Origin of the sequence: Halarchaeum rubridurum (assembly GCF_014647115.1) — an archaeon.
GTDB classification, from domain to species: Archaea; Halobacteriota; Halobacteria; order Halobacteriales; family Halobacteriaceae; genus Halarchaeum; species Halarchaeum rubridurum.
Window position 1 is genome coordinate 335,196 of record NZ_BMOO01000003.1, and the last position, 17,156, is coordinate 352,351.

11 protein-coding genes and 1 CRISPR repeat array are annotated in these 17,156 nt (G+C 61.3%); of the genes, 1 reads left to right on the plus strand and 10 read right to left on the minus strand.

From position 1 onward, the window contains the following. Window positions 1-23: 23 nt before the first annotated feature. Both IEX84_RS07935 and IEX84_RS07940 read right to left on the minus strand, forming a co-directional pair. Window positions 24-485, minus strand: coding sequence for a hypothetical protein (locus IEX84_RS07935; RefSeq protein ID WP_188871617.1), 462 nt, complete (start codon window positions 483-485; stop codon window positions 24-26). Continuing rightward, window positions 482-754, minus strand: coding sequence for a hypothetical protein (locus tag IEX84_RS07940; protein ID WP_188871619.1), 273 nt, complete (start codon window positions 752-754; stop codon window positions 482-484). Before IEX84_RS07940 ends, IEX84_RS07935 begins: the two co-directional genes overlap by 4 nt. A gap of 550 nt (window positions 755-1,304) precedes the next feature. Between IEX84_RS07940 and IEX84_RS07945 the strand changes: the two genes are divergently transcribed. Beyond that, on the plus strand, window positions 1,305-2,459 hold the full coding sequence (locus IEX84_RS07945; RefSeq protein ID WP_188871621.1) for a hypothetical protein: 1,155 nt from the start codon (window positions 1,305-1,307) through the stop codon (window positions 2,457-2,459). Between the two features lie 128 nt (window positions 2,460-2,587). Beyond that, window positions 2,588-7,665: a CRISPR direct-repeat array (repeat unit 30 nt; unit sequence GCTTCAACCCCACAAGGGTACGTCTGAAAC). A gap of 101 nt (window positions 7,666-7,766) precedes the next feature. Here IEX84_RS07945 and cas2 read toward each other — a convergent pair. The 8 genes from cas2 to cas6 are packed head-to-tail and all read right to left on the minus strand — an operon-like array spanning window position 7,767 to window position 17,131. Beyond that, complete coding sequence (gene cas2 / locus IEX84_RS07950) at window positions 7,767-8,027, minus strand: CRISPR-associated endonuclease Cas2 (protein WP_188871630.1); 261 nt, start codon at window positions 8,025-8,027, stop codon at window positions 7,767-7,769. Further along, on the minus strand, window positions 8,028-9,020 hold the full coding sequence (gene cas1b / locus IEX84_RS07955) for a type I-B CRISPR-associated endonuclease Cas1b (protein WP_188871632.1): 993 nt from the start codon (window positions 9,018-9,020) through the stop codon (window positions 8,028-8,030). A 2-nt stretch (window positions 9,021-9,022) separates the two neighbouring features. Further along, a complete protein-coding gene (gene cas4, locus IEX84_RS07960) occupies window positions 9,023-9,568 on the minus strand; it encodes a CRISPR-associated protein Cas4 (protein ID WP_188871634.1) in 546 nt (181 codons plus the stop codon). After that, window positions 9,565-12,252, minus strand: a complete 2,688-nt coding sequence (locus IEX84_RS07965; protein WP_188871636.1) for a CRISPR-associated endonuclease Cas3'' — start codon at window positions 12,250-12,252, stop codon at window positions 9,565-9,567. Before IEX84_RS07965 ends, cas4 begins: the two co-directional genes overlap by 4 nt. 19 nt (window positions 12,253-12,271) lie before the next feature. Further along, window positions 12,272-13,063, minus strand: coding sequence for a type I-B CRISPR-associated protein Cas5b (gene cas5b, locus IEX84_RS07970; RefSeq protein WP_188871975.1), 792 nt, complete (start codon window positions 13,061-13,063; stop codon window positions 12,272-12,274). Continuing rightward, window positions 13,063-14,181, minus strand: coding sequence for a type I-B CRISPR-associated protein Cas7/Csh2 (gene cas7b, locus IEX84_RS07975; protein ID WP_188871638.1), 1,119 nt, complete (start codon window positions 14,179-14,181; stop codon window positions 13,063-13,065). The genes cas5b and cas7b overlap by 1 nt, the downstream gene beginning before the upstream one ends. Further along, window positions 14,178-16,328 (minus strand): type I-B CRISPR-associated protein Cas8b/Csh1, encoded by a 2,151-nt coding sequence (cas8b, locus tag IEX84_RS07980; protein ID WP_188871640.1) that lies wholly within the window; start codon window positions 16,326-16,328, stop codon window positions 14,178-14,180. Before cas8b ends, cas7b begins: the two co-directional genes overlap by 4 nt. Beyond that, the gene (gene cas6, locus IEX84_RS07985; protein WP_188871643.1) at window positions 16,325-17,131 is read right to left on the minus strand and encodes a CRISPR-associated endoribonuclease Cas6; all 807 of its coding nucleotides are present in this window, start codon (window positions 17,129-17,131) and stop codon (window positions 16,325-16,327) included. Before cas6 ends, cas8b begins: the two co-directional genes overlap by 4 nt. Window positions 17,132-17,156 lie beyond the last annotated feature (25 nt).

The window sequence follows — 17,156 nt, forward strand, 5'->3', positions numbered from 1 at the left end:
CTTCCTGACGGCCGTCGAGCCACCTATGGAGTGAACGGGTTGCGGGCCGTGTGGACGGGTTCGATCCCCATATGTCGGAAAATCCCATCCATCTTCCGCTCTAAGGTGTAGACCGCGACACGATTGGTTTCAAGCGAGTTCAGATACGCGATGAGTGCGCCATCGGCAAACTCGATGTGATCATACTGCTCCATCAGACTCCGCGCCATCTCGACGACTTCCTCAGAGGGATGCCGGTAGTCGATCCGTGGGGACTTCCACGCCTCGAATCGGTCTCGGAGCGGTTGTATCCCGCCGTCGTCCTTGATGTGGTCGAAGGTCTCCTGCTGGATGTTCGTGATGACTCGGACCTCCGGGAGGTCGCCGCGGACGATCTTCCCGACGATCTCGTTCGCGCGCTCGATCTCGTCATCGTCGACATCGAGATACCGTGGGTCGCCAGCGGGATAGAGGAGGGACGTGTCGGCCGCGGCGACCGCCCTCATTCTTGGTAGTACGGCGGCAGTTCGACCTCCTCGTCACTCGTCCGCCAGTAGAGGTACATCCCGGCGGACTTCCGACGTCGGACGTCCCCGGTCGCTCGGAGGTCCTCAAGGAGCTCGCGGGCGCGCTCCTGCGAGCAGCCAAGCACTATCTTCACGTCGCTCGTCGTCACCGCCGGCCCCTCAACGACCTCGAACACGCCGAGGACGTCCTCGCGGGAAACATCGTCGGGATACCGCACATCCTCCGGCCAGTCCTCGGATTCGCTCATACCCGCGCTTCGCCTGCGACACACTTCACCCCTTCCCCGACGCTACGGCAGAGAGAAAACGATTCCGTTGATCTCGTCGATCCGGGCTTGACGCGAGGGAAGGCCGCTACACGCTGCCGAGGTTCTACCGGAACTGCCAGGACTTATCTCCGTTCTCCATCGTATGTCGCCGGCATCAAGGCGGCGCAGCGGATGACGCAGGCCCGCCTCGCCGACGCGGCGGGCGTCTCGACTGCGACGCTCCGCAGTCGTGTCGAAGAGAGTCGCGATCTCGAAGCGTGAGTGCGGTGACGCGGCCTTCGTTGACCCCTCGCGATCGTCGTCGGAACAGATGAAACGCGGTGTGTGTCCCCTCGACTTGCGCCCCATCCAGAGGCCACTGGACAGATGAAACGCGGTGTCACGACGCTCTCGAACATCCCCCTCACGGTGGGCGCTGTCCCGCTGTCTGTTCACGCAACAGCACGTCTCGACATCGTCCGAGCGTGATCGCCATTTGTCGGCGCGCCTGCGAAGGGCGCAGGCGCGTAGAAATGGGCCTGTACGAATCATGGACCAATCAGCAACGACGACGACGGTGTTCGCGGGGATCGACGGCCGAGCAGACGCGGCGCTTCCGGAGTGGTACGCGGCGCAGCACGGCGAGGATGAGGTCGTCTCGTTCGCGGAGGCGATCCGGCGTCTCCCGCGAGCGGTCGCCTCGACGGTGGCGTTCCAGAACCCCTACTCGGGGGAGTGGGTGGAGACCGAGCGCTTCAGCGCGCTCGTCGATCCGGAGCGCCTCGCCGCCCACGCCCGCGGCGTCGACGTCGATCCACTCTTTCACGTCCCGACGGACTCCTACGCGATCATCAACCCCCACGACGTCTACACGCCCCTCGAAGCCGTCGTCGCCGAGGAGACGATCGACGGCCGGCCGCTCGGCGACGTGGTCTTCGGCGCGATCAGGCAGTACCGCGGCGGCGGCGAGGTCCATATGGACGTCCTCTTCGACGGCCTCTCCGTCACCCTCCCGGGGCGTTCGGAGCCGATTGCGGTCGGGTTCTCCTCGGGCTACGACTTCTTCGGTGGGCACGCCGTCTACGTCGAGGGGTTCGCACAGGACTCGTACTGCGCGAACTCGATACGCGCACTGACGGATCGCCGCACGGTCAAGCACGTCGGGGACGTGGGGTCCTTCGAGACCTGGTGGGAGCGCCTCCTCGGCCAACTCCAGGTCGTCGCCGACGACCTCGCCGCCTTCATCCAGGATGCCCAGGCAATCACGCTCGACCTCCGCGAGGTGCCCTTCGACGTCGTCGAGTTCTACACCCTCCTCGACTTTCCCGACTACCTCGCAGAGCGCGCCGCCAGTGACGCCCGGGCCGAAGCCGACGACCCCTTCGAGCTCGACATGTGGACGCTCCACTCCGGCGCCACCCACGCTCTCACCCACTTCTACACCGGTAAGGAGGGCGCGGCACTCGACCGGTACGTCCGGGTCGCCAACGACATCCTCTTCAACCCCGCGGGCACCCTCGACCGACTCACCCAAACGTACCGCCAGCAGGTGCGTGCAGAGACGGCTGACGATGGGCAAACCGGCCTCGACGGCCACGCCGCGCTCGCCCACATCGAACGCGTTGAGCGCGACCTCGGTGCGAAGGTCGCGCAGTTCGAGACTCGGGAAGCTGCGCTTCGGGAACGGTTCTCAACCAGTAGTTGAGAGGACGGCCAACAGCCACGGTACAAGCTCCGTCGCAATTTCCTCGTTCTCTTGTGGCCCTGTGGGAAGGCCGACAATCGAATCAAGTACGGCGTCGACGTCACCGTCAGCGGCGACTCGCCCGTCCCGCTTCAACCCCACAAGGGTACGTCTGAAACACCGTCGACGCGGACGTCTCGCTCTGCTCGGTCTGCGCTTCAACCCCACAAGGGTACGTCTGAAACGACGTCGCTGAACGCCGTGTCACCGGCACCCTCGGCTTCAACCCCACAAGGGTACGTCTGAAACGTGATCGGTCACGTCCACTCCTCCTCGTCGAGCAGGCTTCAACCCCACAAGGGTACGTCTGAAACGACGCACGCTCTCCCGTCCGTCGTGCCGCCTCCTCGCTTCAACCCCACAAGGGTACGTCTGAAACACGTCGCGTGAGAGTGACGAGAGCGCGCCGAGTGCTTCAACCCCACAAGGGTACGTCTGAAACGCGTCCAGCCAGATAACCAGTCCCGGCCAGGCAGAGCTTCAACCCCACAAGGGTACGTCTGAAACCGCCGCGTTCGGCCGCATACCGCATGGCTTTGCGCTTCAACCCCACAAGGGTACGTCTGAAACAGGTGGGCTGTATTAGATTCTATCGTATTCGTCAGGCTTCAACCCCACAAGGGTACGTCTGAAACCGTCGGACCTTGCCCGCCCGAGCCACGGGACACGTCCGCTTCAACCCCACAAGGGTACGTCTGAAACGAGGTGGATGCACGCACACTTGACCCCGTTGGCCCCGCTTCAACCCCACAAGGGTACGTCTGAAACACATCGTTGTGTGGGTCGTGACGGGGTCACCGACTTGCTTCAACCCCACAAGGGTACGTCTGAAACGCCTACTTCTTGACGACTATCGCCGCCGACCGCGTCGCTTCAACCCCACAAGGGTACGTCTGAAACCTCGCGGATGACTACACGGAGGAGATGGAGGTCTACGCTTCAACCCCACAAGGGTACGTCTGAAACCCTGAGTGGGGGTCGTTCATCGAGCGGAGTGAGCGCGCTTCAACCCCACAAGGGTACGTCTGAAACAAACCGAGCAGCAGGGCGCGGACGTCCTTGAAGTGGCTTCAACCCCACAAGGGTACGTCTGAAACTTCACGATGCAGTCGGGGGAGACGTTGACGAGTTCCGCTTCAACCCCACAAGGGTACGTCTGAAACCGAGAGCCGTGGTGAGGTTCCGCATATCCATTTCGTGCTTCAACCCCACAAGGGTACGTCTGAAACCGTTCCCGATTCTCGACCTGCTCGGCGGCAGTACGGGGCTTCAACCCCACAAGGGTACGTCTGAAACGCCGCGACTACGACCGCTGGGTCGCTGACCTCGAAGCTTCAACCCCACAAGGGTACGTCTGAAACGGCATCCTTCTCGGCGTGCCCCTACGCCTCTTCCACGCTTCAACCCCACAAGGGTACGTCTGAAACCGTCTCGGCGGCATCCTCGGCGTCACTCCGCGAGGAGCTTCAACCCCACAAGGGTACGTCTGAAACTCCGCGTCATCGAGATTCTCGCGGACGACGGCGCTGCTTCAACCCCACAAGGGTACGTCTGAAACTCTCGCGGAAGCTAACGATGTGATCGTACATTGTGGTGCTTCAACCCCACAAGGGTACGTCTGAAACACTCCCCATTCATTCCGGACTCGGAGCTCGACGCGGCGCTTCAACCCCACAAGGGTACGTCTGAAACACGGCCTTCAAGGGCGCGAAGTCGTTGCCGTGGACGCTTCAACCCCACAAGGGTACGTCTGAAACTATAGGTTGTGTAAATATTGTTGTGACAGAGATAGAGCTTCAACCCCACAAGGGTACGTCTGAAACCAGATGCGCCCCGAGTAGCTGAGCGCGACCCCGACGCTTCAACCCCACAAGGGTACGTCTGAAACGCATCAATCGCCCCGCTCTCAGTCGAGTTGATAAACGACGGCTTCAACCCCACAAGGGTACGTCTGAAACGCGGGCGCACGCATCACCCCATACCCCAACTCGTGGCTTCAACCCCACAAGGGTACGTCTGAAACGAACTTCACTCACGGACGCAACGGCGTTGTAGCCGCGCTTCAACCCCACAAGGGTACGTCTGAAACTGAGTCTTGAGGGTGTTTCGGACGCGACGCCGCGCTTCAACCCCACAAGGGTACGTCTGAAACGCCGTGTACGTACTTCAGCCTCGCGGGTAATCATGAGCTTCAACCCCACAAGGGTACGTCTGAAACCGACTGGTAGTCCGTTGTCAGCGAGTGATCAACGTGCTTCAACCCCACAAGGGTACGTCTGAAACGAGCACCCATCGGAGTCGACCGCGTGGATTCTCAAGGCTTCAACCCCACAAGGGTACGTCTGAAACCGTCCAAGAGGAGGGCACTGCCCTTCGGCTTGTTCAGCTTCAACCCCACAAGGGTACGTCTGAAACCGGCAAGTTGAGGAGGCTGAGCAGCAAGCCTCGCAGGCTTCAACCCCACAAGGGTACGTCTGAAACTCGCCGACGCGCGTTAACGAGAGATTGACGTCGACGCTTCAACCCCACAAGGGTACGTCTGAAACGCGCTGGGGCGGACTCACGGCGCGCAACGAGCACGGAGCTTCAACCCCACAAGGGTACGTCTGAAACTGGACCTATCGAATAACAATCACAGGATCGGTGAGCTTCAACCCCACAAGGGTACGTCTGAAACCCGGCCTCAACGCGACTGTGACGGCCGTGACGGAGCTTCAACCCCACAAGGGTACGTCTGAAACAGCCGGATGATCCCCAGAGTCTAACGGAGCTCTGGCTTCAACCCCACAAGGGTACGTCTGAAACCGACGACAGCCGTCGGCCTGCAGCTCGGAGCCGTCGAGCTTCAACCCCACAAGGGTACGTCTGAAACTCGACCCAAGACGTCCCAAACCACTCACACCGCAAGCTTCAACCCCACAAGGGTACGTCTGAAACCCGGCGCTCGTCGAGAAGCGCGCGGCGGGCGAGTTGCTTCAACCCCACAAGGGTACGTCTGAAACCGTCGCTCGTTGAGGCGTGCCTGGCGGCCGTCGACGCTTCAACCCCACAAGGGTACGTCTGAAACCGACGTGCCAGGTCTCGCCGTCGACGTCCCACGACCGCTTCAACCCCACAAGGGTACGTCTGAAACCCGCTTCGTGGCTCGGGTGATTCTCCATGACTGACAGCTTCAACCCCACAAGGGTACGTCTGAAACCACGTCGGGCGGCACGTGCAGCTACGCGTCCGTTCTGCTTCAACCCCACAAGGGTACGTCTGAAACTGATTCGATACCTCTTGGTCAGATACGTACTTATCGCTTCAACCCCACAAGGGTACGTCTGAAACCTCGGCGCCGAGGAGGGGGACGGGGAGAGCTAGCAGCTTCAACCCCACAAGGGTACGTCTGAAACGACGCGCTCGACGCGCTCGACGAGGACGTCGAGCAGGCTTCAACCCCACAAGGGTACGTCTGAAACCCCCCACTGGTCTACGTAATCCTCCTCGAAGTTGCTTCAACCCCACAAGGGTACGTCTGAAACGTTCGAGAGCCACGTCCCCTCGCGCTCGACGCGGTCGCTTCAACCCCACAAGGGTACGTCTGAAACGCCTAAACCTGCGCGAGAGCCGCCAAGAACGCGAGGCTTCAACCCCACAAGGGTACGTCTGAAACCACCTCCGCCGACCCACCATCACCAACGAGATACACGCTTCAACCCCACAAGGGTACGTCTGAAACGCGGTAGCCAGCCCGTCGCGGCCAGACTCCCGACCAAGCTTCAACCCCACAAGGGTACGTCTGAAACTGCACGCCGTGAGTCCGCCCCAGCGCCGATTTCGTCGCTTCAACCCCACAAGGGTACGTCTGAAACCACCCGGCGTAGAGCTTCTTCGCGCGCCCCGGATCGCTTCAACCCCACAAGGGTACGTCTGAAACACCGCCAGCCCCCACATGATCATCCCTGCCGGGTTCCTGCTTCAACCCCACAAGGGTACGTCTGAAACACCGAGGCGTCACTCCACAACCTGACTGCAACCCGGCTTCAACCCCACAAGGGTACGTCTGAAACCCCGGCCTCAACGCGACTGTGACGGCCGTGACGGAGCTTCAACCCCACAAGGGTACGTCTGAAACGTCAGCGGTTCCACTTCGAGTGGCGGCTCTCCGAGCTTCAACCCCACAAGGGTACGTCTGAAACGAACGAAGACGGCGGACGCCGAGGTCCGTAGCCTATGCTTCAACCCCACAAGGGTACGTCTGAAACTATCAAACTACCGCCACAAAAGACCGCGTAGCAAGAGGCTTCAACCCCACAAGGGTACGTCTGAAACGACGTCCTCCGCGACGTCCTCGCTCTCGACGTCGTCGCTTCAACCCCACAAGGGTACGTCTGAAACCCGATGCGTCCGTCCTTGATGCGCTCGCGCAGTTCGTGCTTCAACCCCACAAGGGTACGTCTGAAACCGATGCCGGAGCACCGGAAGAAGGTCGAGAAAGCCGCTTCAACCCCACAAGGGTACGTCTGAAACACGGCTACACCGTCAAGGAGCGGATCGCGCTCTCGCTTCAACCCCACAAGGGTACGTCTGAAACCACGGTGCGAGGTACGTCTTGCTCCCGATGTACGGGCTTCAACCCCACAAGGGTACGTCTGAAACACACTCAAGACGGCGACGCTCGACGAGCTGGAGGAGGCTTCAACCCCACAAGGGTACGTCTGAAACCTCGTCCGCCTCCCGGACGATGCTGACGAGATTATCGCTTCAACCCCACAAGGGTACGTCTGAAACGCGCATGCTCGGGTAGCCGACGACGCCCGACCAGTGGCTTCAACCCCACAAGGGTACGTCTGAAACCGCAGGTCGGGAGGACCGCAGGGACGACCGAGTGAGGCTTCAACCCCACAAGGGTACGTCTGAAACGAGGAGCCGGATGATCCCCAGAGTCTAACGGAGCTCTGGCTTCAACCCCACAAGGGTACGTCTGAAACCACCCTGGAGGCCGCTTCGGTTCCCGTAGGAGAGGCTTCAACCCCACAAGGGTACGTCTGAAACTAATGACTGCATCAAGTGGGTGCCGACGAACCGAGTGCTTCAACCCCACAAGGGTACGTCTGAAACCAACCGTGACAACACGCCAGTTGGGTGAGTCGGCGCTTCAACCCCACAAGGGTACGTCTGAAACCATGGCGATTTTGCTCACCATATCACTTCTACCAGCGGTATACACTTCATCATTTCCGTCGACCCTCAATCCCCCCGAACCCCCTGGGGGGTCGACATCAGCTAGAGGAACCGACTATCTTCGGCCGGATCATCCCCGTACACGGTACGGTTCAATAGCCGGTCCGAAGAGAGTTCGTAGACCATGACTGATTCTCCCTCCTGAAGGATATCTTCAATCTCCCCTTTCAGTGTCGCTAGATCTCCCTCCGAAATTTCCCCTTCCAGTACTGAGTTCTGGACGTGAATAAGATAGCGGCGACAGAGCTTTAGCATCAGGTGGGTCCTATCAGCCTCCATGTCGTAGACGACGATGACGTACATCTACCACCATCGCTTGAACGAATCATAGGATTCGCCGGTTAACAAGTGCTTTTTGAGCTTGTATGCCTCCAAGCGAAGCAGATACTGATAGCTCACCTTCCGGTTCAGCGTCGGGTGCTCGACTGTTCGCTCGAGTGTCTCTTCAAACTCCTTCAGAAACGTCGTTCGTCCTTCCTCGTTAAGTAGACAGGAGCCAACCTCGTCTCGGAAATCGTCCCGGTTGATCTGCTTACGGTTGACCAGTCTGAACAGCAGCCGATCCGTTAACACTGGTTTGAACAGGTCGGCGATATCCAGCGAAAGGGAGTAGCGCCGTTCTCCCGGCTCGTGGAGATAGCTGATGGTCGGGTCAAGTGCGGTAGCACGGATTGCGGAGACACAGTTTGCGTACACCATACTGTTCCCGAACGAAATGAGCGCGTTCACCGGATTCGGTGGTGGGTTGTACTCTCGGCCGTCGAACGCGAACGAGTCGGGAAGAACCGCCTTGAACGTCTGGTAGTACGCTCTCCGGGCCGTTGCTTCCACACCCATGAGCTCGGAGATATCGCCAGCGTCATCGATACGCGCAGCCGCGTTGTCCAATTCGTCGATTACGCCCTCAAGCTCGTACTCCCGACTGTTGTAGTACGTGACGTTCGTCCGCATGTTGTGGATACTCCCACGGACGAACGAGGCAGCGAGAGACTGCCGTTGCTCGGGATCGTCGTACGCCCGGACCTGCTTGACGACAGTTCGACCGCTCGTCTGGCCGCGTTCGGGCATCAGTGACCCTGCATAGCGATCGTTCCATCCGAAGACATGGACAGCAACGCCGTGGTCGTTGAGAAACGACATCAGCCGCGTGTTGTAGTCGATCTGTCCGTGCAGATAGATCGCCTCAGCGTGTTCGACGGGGATATGTTTTTTCTCGCCGTCATCGGTCTCTAGCCGAACTGTATCCTCGCTCCGTTCGATGCGGCCGTCCGAAAAGATGTGGTAGTTTTTGTCCATGGTCAGACCCAACAGAAGTCGTGATAGGCACACGACTCGCAGTACGGTTTCTCAGTGGCTTCCGGCGGGCTGTCCGCGGTCACGACCGCGTGAATCCCTCGTATTGCCGACTCAACTTTGTCGCATCGGTCGTCGTCGAGGGAAACGTCCTCACGTCGACGCTCAGTCGGGTGTGCCAACACGCCCTCACGTTCGACGCCTAATACCCGGTCGAGGTACCAGAGGTAGTACGAGAGCTGCATTCGTGCTGGCTCTGTCAACGTCGATGAGGGTTTTACCTCCACCACCCGACCGTCTTCAAGTAGGTCGAGAGCGATCATCCCGAGTCGAAGGTTCTCTTGTGAACGTTCGCCGTAGGAGGACTCATCGACGCGGGTCCCTCGGGCAACGCTTGCGTTCTCCCGGTCGATTTCGACGTTCCGGCTCTCGAACCAGAGCTCGCGTTCACAGACATAGTAGTACTGCACCATCACGCCAGTGACGCGAAACGGGTTGTCGACAGCGTCGCCTTGTGCCGTGGCCACCAGCCGAGAGACGGGATCGCTCACAGTAGACGTGCCTCCACGCTCGTGTCAGGGATGACGACGCCATCGGTGGCGTCGAAGTAGCCGTCATGCCGTCCCGGGCGCCCGTCGAGCACCAGCCGGTCGGTGTCGGGGAACAGCGGCTCGCATGCAGCGAGCTTCTCCATCGTGTCGTCGTCGCCGGGGTAGACGGGAACGGAGACCTGCCAGTCCGCGGTCGACTCGACGAGGTCGTCCAGGTCGTCCCACCGGTACTCGCTGAACGCTCGCCGGATCTCTTCGACGGTCTCGCGCTCATCGGCCGTTCTCGTCACGATCACGTCGACGGCGGGCCGCTCGTCGATAAGTGAGAGTCGCCCGAGCTGTTCAGCTTCTGCCCGCTCAAGGTACTCCACGTACTCGTCGGCACCGACGTCACGCCCATCGAGCAGGTCGAAGTAGTGTTCGACGGCGCCTCGAGTAACGTCTGGCTCGGGCATCGGGCCACCGTCGTAGACCGTTGCCAGCGCTTGGCCAGTCAATTTGGTGAGGCTTTCTCCTCGACCGTAGACCGCGCTTGCAGGCGTGGTCTCACGGTTCGGCGGCGGTGCGAGCTGCCAGATCGTCACGCGCCCACGGTTGCGGTCGTATGACCGGTTACACCGACCCGCAGCCTGCACGAGACTGTCCATCGGCGCGAAATCACGGATGACCTCGTCGAAGCTCACATCGACGCCCGCCTCGACCAGCTGGGTGGAGACGAACAACACTGGTTCACCCGCCTCGGTGAGGTCGGACGCCACGTCGATGAGGTGGCGTCGGTCACACGGCCGGTGGCGTGTCGTGAGGTGGACCAACAGCGGTTGTCCCGAGCGTCGTCGACGGGTCGCCTCGGTACGTGTTCGCTCGGCCGGTATCGATTCAGTCGATTCATCCGCGACGTCAAGCAGTTCGTCGTACACCTCATTGACGTCCACTGGTGTTGCTCGGTCGGCAACTGACTTGGCGAGCTCACGCGCGCTGTCGATCGTGTTGCAGATCGCCAACACCGAATCGCCGTCCTCGGCCCGGGTCGCGACCAGGTCGCCGGCTCGGTCGTAGGAGAGTGCTGCTGACTCCGCGCCGTCGTCGATCGTGTCGCTCTCTTCACTGTCCTGCCCGGGAAGGATTGCGGTCGCGGACGGGTGAAGCACGAAGTCGAGCCGGTCCAGCTCGTCGTAGTACGGGTCAGGATCCGCGACAAGGGAGAACGGCTCTCTGTCGCCCGCAGACAGGAGTTCGGGCTGGGTGGCTGTCATGGCGATTACCGACGCACCGTACTCTTCGGTCAACAGCTTGACCAGCCGGTCCACAAGTGGCCACCACTCAAGCGGCAGCGCCTGCGGTTCGTCGAGAACCACCACGCTCCCGTACAGCGAAGGGAGCTTCATCGAGCGGGCGTTTGTCGGCCCGGCCAGACTCTCGAACATCTGGACGAACGTCGTCACGACCATCCCCGACCGCCAGCTCTCGCCGAGGAGGGCGGCGACGTTCTCGACGGCGTCGTCAGCGACTGATTCGGGCTCATCCGGCGGCGAGACGAGGGTATCCGCAAGGTGGTGGTCGACGGTGAGCTGTTCGCCTCTCTCACCGGCCCCGAACAGCTCACGGCTCTGTTCAGCCACCTGATCGATAATAGACGTGTACGGAAGTGCATAGACAAGGCGCCCCTCGTTCGGGTTTGACGCCATCTCACTCCCCTCGAGCACTGTTAGGGCGGCGTCCAGCCCCGTGAGTGTCTTCCCCATGCCTGTCGGGAGCGTCAGCGTCGCGACGTTCCGATCGTCATCGACGAACTCTTTGGCGCGAGCGTGAACCTCCTGTCGAGCGTCCTCGCGCCGCTCGTTCATCCGTTCCGTGGGCGGGTCCAGCTCTGCCTCAGCGTTCTCAGTCTGGAGTTCGTCGATGTACGCGTCGATTTCTAGCCGCCCAGGGGTCGGCGACCGGTAGGCCTCCCGGCCGATTTCGATTCCGGTCGATAGGTGCGTCGCGCTCGCCTTGTCGGCGAAGACGAGCGCACTCCAGACCTGTAGTACTGACTCGTAAAAGCCGGGAGGAAGTTTCTCCGGTGCGGGGCGAAGTCGCCGGCCGCTACAGACGGCTTCCGCGACCCACGAGAGCTCGATAGCCGCATCGGAATCGGCGAGCCGTTCGTGGAACGTTTCCCAGTCTCCAGCACCACCCGTCGCTCGGTCCACGAGTTCCTCGGCGAGTTCAGGAACCGTCTCGTCGATGTGTGCTGCCTGTTCGAGCGCGTCGGACCGGTAGAGTGTCTGGATCCGTCCGGACTGCTCGACGCTCGCTCGGTGTACGTAGTCGGCGGTATCGGGGAGGCGTCCGTGGTGTCTCGCGACGGCCAGAAAGCCGACGAGCTGATCGGCGCCGTCGAACCCGCGTGCCTCCAACGCGTAGTGGGCGAGTAGCGCCGATATCGGGGCGTGGTGTTTCGGTCCAGCTGGCTGTGCGTCGTCCGAGAGGAGATGCTCGCGGAACCACGCGGTCAGCTTTCCGAAATCGTGGACTCGTGTCACCACCTCCGCCAACTCGGAGAGCGAGTTCCCCTCCGGCGTCTCGGCGTCGTCGGGGACGAGCCATCCGACCCGCTCGCGGACGTCGTCGAGATGTTCTTCGAGTGGGATCCGTTCCCCGTCCGGTCCGATATGTGACGGTCGGACGGTGAAATCGACCATGACTACGCCCCCTCGCGGCTCACGAGAACATCACCCGTCGACCGTCGACCTCGTGGGTCTGGACGTCCTGTACACGGAGTGATTCTGCTCCAGTTGCGTACGCAATCGACTGGAACGCCGTCGCCGTCCGACCACCTTCGTCGGCCGCCATGAACGCCGGTGAGCGTTCGACTTTGACCGCCGTTTCAGGGGTGAGTTCGACACTATCGACGGCTTCGAGCACCGCCGAATCGACATCGGTAGTCTCGCGCTCGTGTGGCGTTACCTCGAACTCGCCGAGATACGTGACCTCTGCAAGATGCTCCGAGAGGCCGAGACTTGGCGGGTAGTAGGACGTCCCATCGCGGAGTCGGTCCTGCAGTCGGCCTCGGAGATCGTCGTTCGCGAGCTGAAGATCGACACGGTAGGCTGGTTCGACCAGCACCTCGTAGTTGTGTTGCTGGCGGAGCTCTGACGGGTCCGGCATCGAGATTCGTGCATGTCCGCGGCTGGGCATCGTCGTCATGTGCTCTTTGGCCGTCGAGAGCGTGTTCATCGGCATATTTATCGTTCGGAGCTCGTCGATCGGCTCCACCGCGACAGCCGACACATCCGGGCCGAACGCCTCGTAGTAGCTGTCTCGTCCCAGGCCGAGAATCGCGGCGACGAGGCCGGCGACGGTCGTCCGGGGAATGATCCGATACGTCTGTTTGACGATGTTCCCCTCGACCCGTCGGAAGTGCCCCCACTCCCCACGGAGTTCGAACGAGAGACACGTCTCCGGGAGCCCGTCGCCCTCGTCGGTCCAGCTCTCAAGTGACTCTTCGGTCATCACTCGGGCATCGTCGCGGCAGCCTCATCGTAGACGTCGACGACCTCGACCGCGTCGCCGACAGCCTCGCGGAGCGCGTCGTAGAAGCCGTGTTCGTTGGGCTCATCGCCCGCAGTGTAGACCTCATCGCCGACAGTCACGTCGAGCACGTCGCTGGCGACGACACGCACACGGGCGATACGGTCGGCGTGGCGGCCCAGTCGGGAGACGAGCTCAGTCCCATCGAGCGTGAACTCTCGGACGTTTCGGAGTTCGTCCACGGGGGCCGAGTGCTCTTCGTCGATGTCGAGGTCACGGGTGAGCCCACCGAGGTGGAAGCTCTCGTCCTCGTACTCCACACGGAGGTAGAGTCGTGGCTCTTGGCCGACCTTGCTCCGGCTGATGGTCTGATTCTTGATCGCGCGCCACGGGAGGGTGTCGAGACGCTCGACGTCCGCCTCAGAGAGTTTCGTGTCGGCGGCACCATTCTCGTCGACCAATCCGTGAAACGCGATAAAGCCGTACTGAATACGGTGGTCGTCAAGGTCGAACCCACCCTGATCTTTCCCCTCACCGGTCGCGATAACGCTCGTGAGACTGTTGTACTCCTCGTTCTCGGTTACAGGGTGAAGCGTCTTCGCGGGCGAGAACTGGACCGGCCCGGTAAAGTGGTCCGGAAGGTAGTCCTCGAACCCCTCGTAATTTCTCTTCATATCGACGCTCATCGTCGCACCGAAGTAGCGCACGTCGGCACTGGCGTCAAGGAATGTGCCGAATACTTCCTCGCGGAGTTCGGCTGCCTCGTCGTCGTCCAGATTGTCGAGATCCCAGTCGTCGGGATCCAGTTCGCGCATCCGGTCGGCAAGCAGGTCTTCACGCGAGGACTGCTTGCCCGCCTCGTTTTTGACGTTCCGCACGTAGACGCCGTGGCCGTCGTCGTCTAGCTGGTCGCGGAGGTAGCGCTTTAGCCGGACGTCGGTCACGATCGCCTGCTGGGTCTCGGGATCGATTCGCGGCCGGTTCGCCCCGCTCAGGGGGTTCCCGTTCGGGTTGGCGTCGACGGCGTCGTAGCAGAAGACGATCTCGGATCGGTTCGTTACCGGGTCGTAGCTGTCGTCAGCGTATGTGTCGTCGGTCATGCTTCTTCCTCCTCGGCTGCGGGCTGGCCATCGGCCTGTTCGTCGTCGCTGCTCGCCCAGTTGTTCATCCCGTAGGCAACCCCGAGCGAGTAGTAGAATCGAAGGTCCGTCGTGTCGAGTTCCCAGTCGCCGTCGATATCGATCTGGGGGAGCGTCGTCACCAGCCGATCGACAACCTCGCTGTACATCGTCCCCGCCATATTGTTCTCCCGGGAGTAGACGATGTTCTTGTCGAGCACGTCGCTGGCAAGGCGCTTCAGCTTCGACTCTGTGACAGCCTTGATCGGGTACTGGTCGATTAGGGTCGTCGAGCGGCCCTCACTGACTTGCTGGTAGCCGGTTACTTGACCAACCAGTGCGCCGAGGAGGAAACTGCCACGTCGTTCCGGCTGGTCCTCCGCGAGCGCCGGCGTCTGTTCAAGGAACTGTTCGAGCTTCATCTCCCGAGCCGCGGCGACGTTCCCGCCGTCAGCCCGGGCTGGTGTATCCTGTTGCATATCGTCTGTATGGTTGTGTGTCAACTGCCGCGGCTCTGCGACCGGCTCGTACGCGTCGCGTCCGGTGAGAAGCCCCGCTTCGGCGAGCGCACAGAGCTGTGCGTACTGTGCGGAGACACGGAAGCTCGGGAACTCCTCGCCCTCGTCCTCGAGCAGGCGTTCCACGTACTCTGTGAGCACCGTCTCGACATCGAGCGGTTCACCCGAGAGCACAGCCACGAGCGCACGGATCCGGTAGTCGTCGGCGCTGGCGTCGTCGTCATCGGCCGGCGCGAACGTCTGTTCGAAGTACCAGCCGGTTGCGAGGATGCTCAGCAATGCCGACTCCTCCGGAACGAAGATGTCCCAGTTGTCCGGTGTCGGGAACGCGGCTCGAAGCCCCGGATTGGGGTAGTCGGCGTCACCTTCCGCGTCGTACAGCCACGACTGGAGCACTCGCTGGTGGGCTCTAGTGAGCTCGACGGGCGAGAATAGCGTCCCGTCCATGCTGTCGCCGAACACGTCGAAGCGCTTCGTCTGGTGTTCCATCACTGCGGCGACGTAGAACCGGAAACGGTCTCCCATTTCCTGCAGTCGCGGGATGTCCTGATAGCTTCGATAGGCGCTCTCCAGCGGACTCATCTCTCCGGCGTGTACCAGGTCGTAGAGGAGTCCGTAGAGGTCCCTCGCGTCTGCCGGACCGAGCCGCCCGAAGAAGTACGGGAGGTAGTAAACGTTCGCTCCCATCGTGTAGTAGTCGCAGGCGTCGACGAACGTACTCGCGTTCATCAGCGTCACTGCAACGTCTTCCGAGACTGGGTGTGTCCGCCACGCCTCGTCTGGATCGAACCCGGGGAACTTCTCGAGCTGCTTGCCGAGGAAGTAGTTCAGCGGATCCTCCGCTGTCCCGACAGTCGGGCCTCGATTGCCGGTCACGAGATCGGTTGCCTCGCCGATGGAGTCCGTGGCCTCTCCCTTCGAGACGAGCTTCGATCGCTTGCGCGCTCGCATTGCTTCGTTGAACACGGTACTCGCCTCACCCGGGAGGAGATACTCGCCGTCAGGCTCGGATTTGACTGCGACGGTCGTGAGCGCCGTCGTCTTGCCGTCGAGCTGTTCGTCGACGGCTGTCTCGATGCGTTCTCTAAGTCTCTCACTCTCGCCGAGCTCGGCGAGCGCGTCGACGATCCATCCGTCTTCGTGATCAGCGGCAGCCTCTTGGATCACGTCGTCGGCCGCCCACGCGGTGAGCCGTTCGTGGAGGTACTCAGCGACCTTTTCGGGCTCTTTGTTCTTGCCCGTTCGGTGGGTGACACTGTGGTCGAACCCTTTTGCGGCGTTATACCATGAGTGGGCGACTGCCTCGACTTTTTCTTCACCGTAGCTCTCGACACCAATCGGTTGGTCGGGGTCGAGGCGGGGCTTGTCCCCACTCAGATCGACGCGGAGATAGAGTAGGCTCTCGGGCTCGTCGAACAGGTCGGTCGATTTCTCCGGCGTCAGGTAGGCTGCGTACTCGCCACCTCCAGCGGTTGCGAGCGTGTATAGACGCCCGTAGACGTACTGGAGATCGCGGAGCGAGGTGATCGGTCGATCAGGCAGCTCGCCCGCTAGCTTCTCGTCGTCGCTGTAACGCTTCTCGAACGTCGACGGCTCGGGGAGCAGACTCATCCGTGGACCTCCGTTGCGGGTTCGCCGTACGGGTCGCGTTTCTCGACCAGATTACAGAAGCCCAGCCCTAGCGCGTTTCGTTCCCCAAGCCCGCAGTCCAGTGCGAGGTTGAGGTGGCGTCGATGGTCGTCGTCTCTGACGGTGTAGTTGAACTGCCACTTCGAGAGCACGAAGGTTAGCTCCTGGTCTACGGTTACCTGAAGCGGGACAGCGAACGTCTTCAGTAGCTCGTAACCCTCGAAGAGGTCGCCCTCAGTGTCGCTTGGGTCCGGAAGGTATTCTGGGCTGAACAGATCGTGTTTCTGGTCGAGATTCGCTTCGAGCTGCTCTCGCAGTGGCTCGATTGTATGTTCTGGCTGCCAATACACCGCCTCTTCGCCGGGGTTCTCAATCCCATAGTCGTCACAACGCCATGGCGGGATTCGTACGAGGAGTCCAGTACCAGTCTCAATCGTCCCGCTGCTCCCTGGTTCACCGACATCCGGTGACAGTGACGTGAGATCGTCAATGTGGAACGGCATCTGGCCGATATTGAGCTCGCGATTGGCAGTCAGGTTTTCCGCAACATCGGCCAGTAGTTGCTCTTGGGGGGCCGAAATCAGCAGAGTTCGCTCGTCTCCTTCCTGCATATCTCCCGGCGGGAAGGGGTTACTGTAATTGAATCCGGGTGGGCGGTTTTCGTCATGGTACTGTTCGTACTCCGTGTCCTGCAACGCTCGCCAGATCCGACCTCGGAGCTTGTGGTGATACGTGTTGTCGTATGCGGCATCAGCGCGCGCGTGTAGCCGTGCTAGTAGTCTCACAGTGTTATGTTGATTTAGGTACTGA

Bases quoted from the DNA above. Each gene is read 5' to 3' on its own strand.
- cas1b (WP_188871632.1), bottom strand. From the start codon at position 9,020: ATGGACAAAAACTACCACATCTTTTCGGACGGCCGCATCGAACGGAGC.
- cas5b (WP_188871975.1), bottom strand. From the start codon at position 13,063: ATGACCGAAGAGTCACTTGAGAGCTGGACCGACGAGGGCGACGGGCTC.
- IEX84_RS07945 (WP_188871621.1), top strand. From the start codon at position 1,305: ATGGACCAATCAGCAACGACGACGACGGTGTTCGCGGGGATCGACGGC.
- cas7b (WP_188871638.1), bottom strand. From the start codon at position 14,181: ATGACCGACGACACATACGCTGACGACAGCTACGACCCGGTAACGAAC.
- IEX84_RS07935 (WP_188871617.1), bottom strand. From the start codon at position 485: ATGAGGGCGGTCGCCGCGGCCGACACGTCCCTCCTCTATCCCGCTGGC.
- IEX84_RS07940 (WP_188871619.1), bottom strand. From the start codon at position 754: ATGAGCGAATCCGAGGACTGGCCGGAGGATGTGCGGTATCCCGACGAT.
- cas2 (WP_188871630.1), bottom strand. From the start codon at position 8,027: ATGTACGTCATCGTCGTCTACGACATGGAGGCTGATAGGACCCACCTG.
- cas8b (WP_188871640.1), bottom strand. From the start codon at position 16,328: ATGAGTCTGCTCCCCGAGCCGTCGACGTTCGAGAAGCGTTACAGCGAC.
- IEX84_RS07965 (WP_188871636.1), bottom strand. From the start codon at position 12,252: ATGGTCGATTTCACCGTCCGACCGTCACATATCGGACCGGACGGGGAA.